13 protein-coding genes are annotated in these 9,031 nt (G+C 64.9%); all 13 read right to left on the bottom strand.

What is annotated here, in order from left to right; genetic code table 11:
• Positions 1-2: 2 nt before the first annotated feature.
• A complete protein-coding gene (locus AB7245_RS15225) occupies positions 3-2,105 on the bottom strand; it encodes a phage tail tape measure protein (RefSeq protein ID WP_439034403.1) in 2,103 nt (700 codons plus the stop codon).
• Positions 2,105-2,389 carry a phage tail assembly chaperone gene (locus tag AB7245_RS15220; RefSeq protein ID WP_439034402.1) on the bottom strand — a complete coding sequence of 95 codons (285 nt, stop codon included), beginning with the start codon at positions 2,387-2,389 and terminating at the stop codon, positions 2,105-2,107. Before AB7245_RS15220 ends, AB7245_RS15225 begins: the two co-directional genes overlap by 1 nt.
• Before the next feature lie 65 nt (positions 2,390-2,454).
• Positions 2,455-2,898, bottom strand: coding sequence for a branched-chain amino acid ABC transporter (locus AB7245_RS15215; protein ID WP_439034401.1), 444 nt, complete (start codon positions 2,896-2,898; stop codon positions 2,455-2,457).
• A gap of 33 nt (positions 2,899-2,931) precedes the next feature.
• Positions 2,932-4,155, bottom strand: coding sequence for a phage tail tube protein (locus AB7245_RS15210; RefSeq protein ID WP_439034400.1), 1,224 nt, complete (start codon positions 4,153-4,155; stop codon positions 2,932-2,934).
• Positions 4,156-4,167: 12 nt separating this feature from the next.
• Positions 4,168-4,626: a hypothetical protein gene (locus AB7245_RS15205; protein ID WP_439034399.1), complete on the bottom strand. Its 459-nt coding sequence runs from the start codon at positions 4,624-4,626 to the stop codon at positions 4,168-4,170.
• Between the two features lie 7 nt (positions 4,627-4,633).
• Positions 4,634-5,104 (bottom strand): hypothetical protein, encoded by a 471-nt coding sequence (locus tag AB7245_RS15200; protein ID WP_439034398.1) that lies wholly within the window; start codon positions 5,102-5,104, stop codon positions 4,634-4,636.
• Between the two features lie 6 nt (positions 5,105-5,110).
• Entirely contained in the window at positions 5,111-5,413 is a 303-nt protein-coding gene (locus AB7245_RS15195) for a hypothetical protein (protein ID WP_439034397.1), read from the bottom strand.
• Complete coding sequence (locus tag AB7245_RS15190) at positions 5,413-5,787, bottom strand: hypothetical protein (RefSeq protein ID WP_439034396.1); 375 nt, start codon at positions 5,785-5,787, stop codon at positions 5,413-5,415. The genes AB7245_RS15195 and AB7245_RS15190 overlap by 1 nt, the downstream gene beginning before the upstream one ends.
• On the bottom strand, positions 5,784-6,221 hold the full coding sequence (locus AB7245_RS15185; protein WP_439034395.1) for a hypothetical protein: 438 nt from the start codon (positions 6,219-6,221) through the stop codon (positions 5,784-5,786). Before AB7245_RS15185 ends, AB7245_RS15190 begins: the two co-directional genes overlap by 4 nt.
• A gap of 1 nt (position 6,222) precedes the next feature.
• On the bottom strand, positions 6,223-6,534 hold the full coding sequence (locus tag AB7245_RS15180; protein ID WP_439034394.1) for a phage fiber-tail adaptor protein: 312 nt from the start codon (positions 6,532-6,534) through the stop codon (positions 6,223-6,225).
• Entirely contained in the window at positions 6,534-7,238 is a 705-nt protein-coding gene (locus AB7245_RS15175; protein ID WP_439034393.1) for a head-tail connector protein, read from the bottom strand. Before AB7245_RS15175 ends, AB7245_RS15180 begins: the two co-directional genes overlap by 1 nt.
• Before the next feature lie 29 nt (positions 7,239-7,267).
• Entirely contained in the window at positions 7,268-7,609 is a 342-nt protein-coding gene (locus tag AB7245_RS15170; protein ID WP_439034392.1) for a hypothetical protein, read from the bottom strand.
• A gap of 105 nt (positions 7,610-7,714) precedes the next feature.
• Positions 7,715-8,962 (bottom strand): phage major capsid protein, encoded by a 1,248-nt coding sequence (locus tag AB7245_RS15165; protein WP_439034391.1) that lies wholly within the window; start codon positions 8,960-8,962, stop codon positions 7,715-7,717.
• Between the last annotated feature and the right edge of the window lie 69 nt (positions 8,963-9,031).

Raw genomic sequence — 9,031 nt, 5'->3', positions numbered from 1 at the left:
CTCTAAGACCCCGTGAACTGCTTGACGCCGTATTGCGAGCCCAGCACGCGGCGACCGGTCCCGGTCGAGAGGGAATCGCCGACCATGTCGTCGACGGCCTTGCGCAAGGTGATGGTCACGTCACCATTCGACGACCGCTCGACGTTCGGCCGCGCGTCCGTGTAATTGTTGATGGTGACGCTGGACCCGCCACTGGCGCCCGCTGCCGTTACACCAAGACGACCATCCGAACCGCGCCGCAGCGGCATGATACCTTCGTCGCCGGCCTCGCCGAACATTGCCATCGGCGCGATCGTCGGTGACGACACAATATCGGGCACGCCGCCCATGGCAAAAGGCACGACCTGGCCGGCCGAGAACACATTGCCCATCGCGCTCGGTGCAACAGGCCCGTAATAGGGGCTGCCCGCCGTTCCAGGGAGGGCCGAGCCGCCGCCAAAGATGCCGCCGGCCACGCCCTGCAGGCTGCGCATGAGCGGCTCGACGATCAGCAGCTTGATGATCATCTGCTCGATCGAGCGGATGATCGATGCGGCCATGTCCTGAAAGCCCTGGCTGACCGACTTGGTGCCCGTCGTGATGTCCGTCAGCCCACTCACGAGACCGTTTTCGATGCCGGACGACAAATCGCGCAGCGTCGAATTGAACCGGATCTGCGAGGCCTGTGCGCTATTGAGCGCCTCGGCTACGCTGCCATAGGAACCGCGCAGCTGCTGCGCGATCGCGACGTCGCCCGGCGAGAGAAACGCGGTATCGCGATTGAACTTGATATCGGCGTCGACCTTGGCCCGCGCCAGCGCCTGCGCAGCGGCGCCGGCGCGCTCGGCCAGGTTATAGAATTGATCGGCATAGTCCTCGAGGTTCTTGATGCCGGCCTTTTGCGCGGCGTCATAGAGCAGCGCCTCGGCGCGCGCGTGCTCGAGGGCGCCAGCGCCCTCGCCGACTGCCTCGGCGTCGGCCTTCATCTTGGCGATGTGGCGCTCGATCGACTCGGTCTGCTTGTCGAGGGCATTGCCGCCCGACATATCCGGCAGCACGGTCGACGTCGGGTTTGGTGTGACCCTGAGACGGTCCGGCTGCTGGTCGTACTGCTTTTGCAGCTTGTCGAGCAACTGCGAGACCTGGTCGAGGCTTGCATCTTCAGGCAGGCCGACGAGACCCGCCAGTGTGCGCGCCTTGAAGCCGAGCGTGCTCTGCTGACTGATATCGCCGCCGAGCTTCTCGACCATTTCGGTCAGGCGATAAACGTCATTGATCTGATCGGCGAGCTGTCCCTTGCTCATCTGGTCGGTCGGCGTCAGCCAGCGGCCGACGCTGCCCGAGACCGAGCCGATACCGCTCAGGACCTGGTTCGCGAGCGTCGCGAGCTGCGTGAGCAGCGGCAAGATCGACGCCATTGAGGCCTTGAACTGCAGGTCCCAGGTCGCAACCGCTTCCTTCCACTGCGCATTGAACTCGCGCGCCTTGGCGATCGTGCCGTCGTCGATGACAACGCCAAGATCCTGCGCCCGCTGCTTGAGACGCTCGAACTCGTCCTCGCCGGCTTTGAGAAACGGAATCCATGACGCCGACAGACCGACGATCTGCGCGATGCGCTGCTGGACCGCCGGCGCGGCACCTTCCATCAGGCCCATGATCTCCTTCAGGGCGGTCCCGGCCGTGATCAACTCACCGTTCGTCTGCTTGATCGAAAGGCCGTTCTGACGGAACAGCTCGCCGAACTCGGTGGTTTTCTGGCTGGCCTGCGTGATGTCAGAGGACAGCTTGTCGAAACCGGAAAAGAAATCCTTGTCCGAGACGCCACTCGCACGCGCCGCGAACAGACTCTCCTGGAATTCCTTGAGACTGACGCCGGCGAGCGCGGCCTTGTCCGCGAGGTCGACCAGCTCCTGCGTTTGCCGGCCGACATAGTCATAGAACGACCGCAGGCCCTGCACGGCCGCGATGACCGCGACGCCGACGCCGGCGAGCGCCAGCGTCATCTGCGCGACCGAGGCCTGCGCCGACCGTGACGACGTGCCGGCGCGATCCATCGCCGACGAGAACTGGTCGGCGCCGGACGTATCGCTGTCGATCACAAGCTCGGTGACGACCTGTTGAGACATCAATCAACCTTTTCCGAATTGATCTGGCGCTGGAGATCGTCCAGCTCCTCGATCAGGCGCACCTCGAGCGGCAGCAACCGAAAGCCGGTCACCCGCTGGAACGCGTCGATCTCGAGGAAACTGATCGGGTTGCCGGAGAAGCCCGCCGAGCGGCGCGCGGCCAGCCGCGCAAACGCGTTCCAGACGTGGCCCAGCGCCGGCGGACAAGGCGGACAGGCCAGCTCGGCCTCATACTCCGCCTTGCGACTGGGATCTCGCGCGCGGGCCGCGAGCCCCTCGAGCACCTGGCGCCAGGTCGCCCCATCCTGCTCGGGGCGGCCCAGCTCGAAGACTTTCTGCGCGTATGCCCTCAGCTCGTCGCGGAGGGCGGCATAAAATTTTGCTCGTCTCGCAGGAAAGCCATCACCTGCACGAGCAACCAGGCCTTGCGCGGATCGAGCAGCAACTCGCGCGCCTTCTCCCGCGAGAACGACAGCTCCTCGCCATTGAGCCGCACAGGAGAAAACGTCCTGGTGCGCGCCACGATCGCGTCGACATTCTCGGCGCGCAGTCGTTCCGGCGACTGCTCCTCCTCATGCCACTTCTTGCCGTTGACCTGCGCCTGGCGGACGGACGCCGCCCTGCGCAGCGCGTCGCGCGAGAACCGATCGGCCAGCTCGAGGGTGACCTGATGGGCCGGGCCATAGAAGGTCCAGGTCCAGCCGGTCGGTACGTCCTTGGTGGGATGGCGGATCGCCAGCACCGCCTCGTCGAGGGCGTCGAGTGACGCCAGATCCAGAACGTCGTCTTGCACTTCTGCCTCCCCTACTTGTCCGCCGGCGCCGGCTTAGGCCGCCGTCGTCTGAAACGAGATCATCGAGCCGTTGCCGGTCGCCGACGAGTCGAGCCCGACCAGCGCCGCCGGAACGGCGATCGTCTGCGTGCGACCGCCGCCCTGCTTTGACAGAGCAGACGGATCGACACCGCCGAGCGTGAAATTAGGCACGGTGATCGACATGAAATCCTTGGGCTCGCTCATGTTGTCGACCGCAAGGATGTTGAGCGAATAGGGCGTCTCGGCCAGGAAGTCGGAGAAGATCGCCAGCGACTTGCGCAGCATGGTGAGGTTCATGTTGACCTTGAGCGGTCCGGTGAACACGTCGGGCGAATATTTCTGGCTGCCCGAACCGAACGTCACCGGCGCATTCGGCTGGATGTCGAGCGACAGATCGAAGCTGGTCAGCTCGACCAGGTCGGCGCCGTTGAGCCGGATCGTGGCATCGACAACCGAGAACGGCACATCGACCGGCCCGGTCGGCGCGGTGAAATAGGGCGAGGTGCCCGTGGTCAGCGCCTGCGCCTGGCCGGTCCCGATGCCACCCGGATCGAACCGGATCAGGCCATCGGTCGCCATCGAGAGCTTGCCCGTGCCCCACACGAAGTCGGTCAGCACGGTCGACTGATCGATATCGGATTCGTATTCCTCGATCGTGAAGTAGCGTTTGACCAACGGCACGGTGTTGATCAACTGCTTACCAGGCCTCGTCAGCGAGCAAGTCGTGTCCGGGACAGCATTGGCGATGAGCGTCTCTGCCACCGTGATCTTGGTCGACGAAAGCGCCGTAATCCGACAATTCTTGCCATTGTTGGCAGCGTCAGGAAGGCCAGCGGCGCGGATGATGTTGCCGACCTTGAAGCCCATCGCGATGGGACTACCCGACGCAAACACGAAACCATCCGTCACCGTTGTCAGCGACGTAAAATCGGTCTGCGTTTTGGTGAATGCGGTCGAGTCCCAGGTCGAGCGCATGATCGCTTCGATAATCGGATCATGCGAGCCGAGCGACATTTCGCCGTTATAGCCGCTCGACGCCTTCTGCGAGCCGTGCCGGCCGCGCGTCGACAGGCCGTCATTGCGCACCTCGGCCGATTCCGTCGCGGCCTTACTGACGCGGATTCCATTGCCGCCCGCGATGCGCAGCAGGTTGGCGCTTACGGCCGAGGCCTGCGTACCGAGGCCGGACTGCACCTTGTAGGCAACGAGGCCAGCCGATTGAGACTGATAGACCATCTGCGTCCGCTCCTATTTGACGTAAAAAAGCTGAAAGGGAATGACGACAGCCGCGCCGAACCAGTTGCCGTCGTCGCTCTTGCTGTCGCCGCCCTGGATGCTCGGCCCCTGCCCCTGCTCGCTCCAGAACCGCAGGCAAACGCCGGGCTCGGCGTTGTAGATCGTCTTTGAGCGAAACAGCGTGTCGATCAGCCCGGCGAGCGCCAGGTGATCGGCCAGGCCGTAGCCCTTCGGCACGAACACGTTCACGGCGATGTTGCCGGTCGCGAGCCAGACCTGGTTGCCCGGCAAGCCGACGCCGCGCAGGCGGTCGTCCAGCTGCACCATCTCGAAATAGCACCAGGGCGACGGCGGCGACGGCGGCCAGGGCCGCTGCGGAGGGTCCTCGTTCTGAAACTGGACCGGCGCGGCCGAAAAGCCCGCCTCGAGGTAGGCGCGCGCCGCCGCGACGGCGCCGGGATAGTCACCCATGGATTGCTTACCTTGCCCGGATTTCAAGCGCCGGCTGGCGCGACAGCCAATCCTGCCGCGCCTTCTCCGACATGCGCCGGCCAGGCCGCAGCTGCTTTGAGAACGCCGCAAAGTCCGCGATGCCGCCGAACCGCACCGGCATGAAGGTGAACTTGACGACCGCGCGATTGCCATAGCGGCCGGCAACCATCACCGCGGTGTCCTCGTAAATATGCGGCGGCACGGACATGGTCAGGCGGCCGATCTCGATCTTGCGCGCATAAGGCACGGGATTGGAGATGTTGATCTGGTCGCCAGGCCGGAACGCCGCGACGTCGCCGCGCTGGACTACCTGACCGTTGAGAAACACGGTATGGCTGTCGCGATAGAGGCCGGGATGCTCGTCATCACCGGAGCCGACCGGCGACCGCTCGCGCAGCGTGGCGAGCGCGAAGTCGACGATGTCCTGCATCGCCAAGTAACGGAAAATCAGCCGCACGGCCGCTCACTTGCCGACGCCGCCATCGATCTTGACCAGCTCGTCGGACGGACCGGTGACGATTTCCTCGACCGATTCCGGCAAGAACCCATTGAGGGCCCGGTCGGCCTGCTCCTTGTCGATCGCGCGCAGCATTTGCTTGCGGGCTTGCCGCAGCGCATTGATCTTTGCATCCCGATGAGCCTGCTCAGCCCTCAGCCCCTGCAGATCGCCCCTCGCGATGAATTTCAGCTCCGTCGCGCTACCGATCTCGTTCTCGGCTGCCTTGAGCCGGCCGCGATAATCCGCCTCATCGAACACGCGACCCATCAGCCGCGCACCTGGATCTCGAGGGCGACCAGAACGCCGGCGATGCGACGGGTGGAATCGTCTACGCCCTGAATGGCGACCTCGGCGCCGCGCACCACCAGCCTGTCGTCGCTGTCGAGCGGGAGGAGTGTCGACAACGCGACCTTGCCGGAGGGAACGGCGGCCGCGGGATCATTGAGCAGGATAACCCTGCGGTCGCCCTGCTGGACGGCGCCGACGATCTCTTTCGGCAAATAGCCCATGACGCGCCCCTGCGCGACCGCCTCCGTCGCGGTGCGGCCGGCGCCCGTTCCAGCATAGCGCCGCACGGTGACGGCCTCACCGACCTGCAACAGCATCCTGCGATGGCTGGCAAGCGCCTGGGCGGGTGTCATTTGCCGCCGGCCCCTTCGGTCGTCGACGTGATGACCTGGCCGACGTCACCCTCGCCGGTCGAGCCGCGCGAGGAGTCCCCACCATCGTTTGGGCCGCCGTTGCTCCCGGCGGTCATCCGGTCGATCACCTTGTCGAGCGCGGAACGGGTTTGCTCGAGCGAGCCGACATGGTCGCGCAGCGCCGCGTGCTGCTCGTCGATGTCATTGAGCACGGTGTCGTAGCGCTGACCCGTAACGGTCAGCTCGCCCTCGACCTTCTCCGCCCGCATCAAGCGCGAAGCAAAGCCGGCCAGCTCGATCGGCCGGCCGATGGAACGTTTCGTCATATCGATAGCCTCCAGGATTGACGGATCGCGCTCGACTGCGACCAGAAGCCGCCGCAGCAGCAGGCGACGATGGGCAACCAGGACGAGCGCGGCGACGTCGACGACCACATCACTTGCTCTTGACCTTGAGGCGGATGGTTTGCTCCAGCGCAGCGCCGGCCCTGGTCTTGATCCGGTTGCGAACGTCATAGCCCTCGCCGGCCTCGCCGCCGGAGATCCAGACAGTCGCGACCTTGTCGGTATTGCCAGCCTTCGGCGAAACCAACCCGTGCGGCAGCTCGAAGGTCGAGGCCTCGATCGCATCGCCTTCGGCCAGGCGAGCAGACCAATCGAGCCCGCAATCTGCGGTCTCGTCGGCCGATTTGGCCGGCCAGATGGCGCGAGCGAGACCTTGCGGCAAGACGAAGGTGCGGACCGGCATCAGTAGAGCGACAGGTTGGAGAGCAGCCCGGCGATCGCTTTACGCGTCACCGCGGCGAACTCGGGGTTGTTCTGGTAGCGCTGGGAGCCGACACCCTCGACGCGGTCCTCGAGCAGCATCTGATCCCGCGTCATCAGCGGGAGCAGGTCGCGCACGGCCAGGCAAACGGCCTGCGTCAACTGGCGCGGCATGATGTTCTGGATCTCGTCATAACCGCACGAGAAGCGGACGCGCACAGAGGCATCGTCGACGCGCGCAACCGGCCAGTTGCCCTGGTAGACGGGCGCGATCGCCTGGCGCTCCAGCGGTGCCCCAAGGCCGAGAATTCGGTAATCCGACCCGAGCACCAGCGTGCGGTCGACGCCGGCGACGTCGAAATATTTGACCGAGACGATCGAGAGCAGCGGCGCATAGGGCAGCGGGATCGCCAACGGGTTGTTGTAGGGCGCGACCTTGCGGCGGCGGTCATTGAAGGAGCGCAGCTGCAGCTCCCATGTCTGCTCGCGCAGGGCGCGGCCAAGCCAGCCGGCGGCGGCGTCGAGATTGTCGACCGCGGCATAGATCGCCGCCTGGATGCTCAGATCCTGATCCGCGCCTGAGATGCCGAGCATCGCCTTGCAATCGGCGAGCGTGACCACATCGTCGGTCGGCGGCTCGATCAGAACCGCCCGGCCGCCATCGCTGATGTCGTTATTGCGAAACATGACGATATCCCCGATGGCGGCCGACGTGGTTACTTCTGAGCCGTCTGCGCCGCGATGGCTTCCGCTTCGCGCTCGTCCATCCAGGCAACGATCGCCGCGATGATCTCGGCTTTCTTGGTCGCGCCCTTCAGGTCGATGCCGCGCTGTTCTGCGCCCGCCTTCAGCTCGTCGTTGGTCGAGGACTCGAGCTGCATCCGGACGTCGGCCTTCGCCTGCTCGCGCGCATGCGCCTCGAGCCGCGCTTCGTCGCCCTTGGTCGGAAACCGAGCGCCGCCGACGCCGACCAGGCGCCGCGCCTCGGCTTCATCGTGATCGTGCGGATCGCCCGGCTTCAGTTCCGTGCCATCGGCAAGCGTGTGGTAAGACGTCATGATCACTCGCATCGCTCTCAACCTCCTTGGGAGAAAATGGGGCTTACATAAAAAGGGCCGGGAAACTGTCCCGGCCCTTCTCCCCCACTGCGTCCCGGCTTGCGATCAGGACGCCGCGTTAACGAACAGCTTCACCGCGCCGCCGACGTCGATCAGGTTGCCGCCGGAGCGCAGCCAGGCAAGGAAACCGACCTGGCCGAGCTTGGTGTAAGCGGAGTCCGTGAAGCGGAACATGGTCACATCCATCACGTCGCGGATGTTGTATTCGTTGAGTTTGCCGTAGGCGATCGACTTGGCGCTCGCGGCCATCACCGCCATGTCCTGGTTGACCTGGATGGGATCGCCGAGCAGCGAGTCAGGGATCTTGCCGGCCTTGCCACCGGTCGGGATGGCAAAATCCCAGCCCGGCACAAAGATCGGGCGCAGCTGGCTGTCCTTGATCTTGCGGATCACCTTGACGCTGGAGTCGTGCATCATCCACTTGCACTCGCCGGTCTCGCGATAGGCCGGATCAACCGAATGCTGCATGTCGATCAGGCTGTCGTAGATGATCGCCGTGACCTGGCTGGTGCCGTTGCCAGCAGTCACACCGGCCGAAGCCGCCGTGACAAGGCCGTTCGGCTCGTTCGAGCCATCGCCAAGCCCGATCGTGAACTTGGTGTTGGTGATGCGGCCGAGGCGGGTGGTCGATCGCTTGATCACGAACCCCTCGACGTCGACCTCGCTATCCTGCAACAACTCGAACGGGACAGCGATGATCTTGGACGAGAACTTGTAGACGTTCAGCGGGACGAAACCGAACGTAGGATCAGCCCCGGTCGCGGTCGTGTTCTGGCCGATGATCTCGCCGGTCTCGGATGTGCCGTCCGAGGTCGGGTAGTTCATCGGGTTGCCCTGAGAGGTCTGGAACACGGTCGCAACGGCGCGCATGCCGCCATAGGCCTTGAGCGCGTCGAGAACCGTCTTCTGCACCTCGGTCTGGACCGTGTAGCCGCCCTGGCTGCCCGTCGTGGTCGACATCGTGGCCCGGATCTTGGTCCAGTCCTCGGCCGACAGACCATTCGGGTCGCGAACCCACTTGGCGAACAGCGTCGAGGCTTCCGACTTCTGGTCCTGGCCGACACGCAGCGCGGCATCGACGACCAGGTCGCGCTGCAGATTGTCGGCAGCCGCCTGGATCACGCGCTCATTGCGCTTGATGTTGGCCTGGATCTCGACGAGTTGCGCATCGAGCTTGTCCCATTCCGGGCCGTCGACCGCGGCATTCCACTTGTCGGCGGGCTTGTCCGCCATCGCCTGCATCGCGACCACGATGGCCGCGCCCTGCGCTCTCAGTTCCTGAAGTGAAGCCATTCTCTGTCCTTTCATGACATGGCTGGAGACCGCCTCGGCCAGACGGCCGCGGCGCTTTTCCTGCTCGGC

This window comes from Bradyrhizobium sp. 604_D8_N2_3, from assembly GCF_051810765.1.
Taxonomy (GTDB): Bacteria; Pseudomonadota; Alphaproteobacteria; order Rhizobiales; family Xanthobacteraceae; genus Bradyrhizobium; species Bradyrhizobium barranii.
This window is presented reverse-complemented; position numbering and strand designations above follow the sequence as displayed.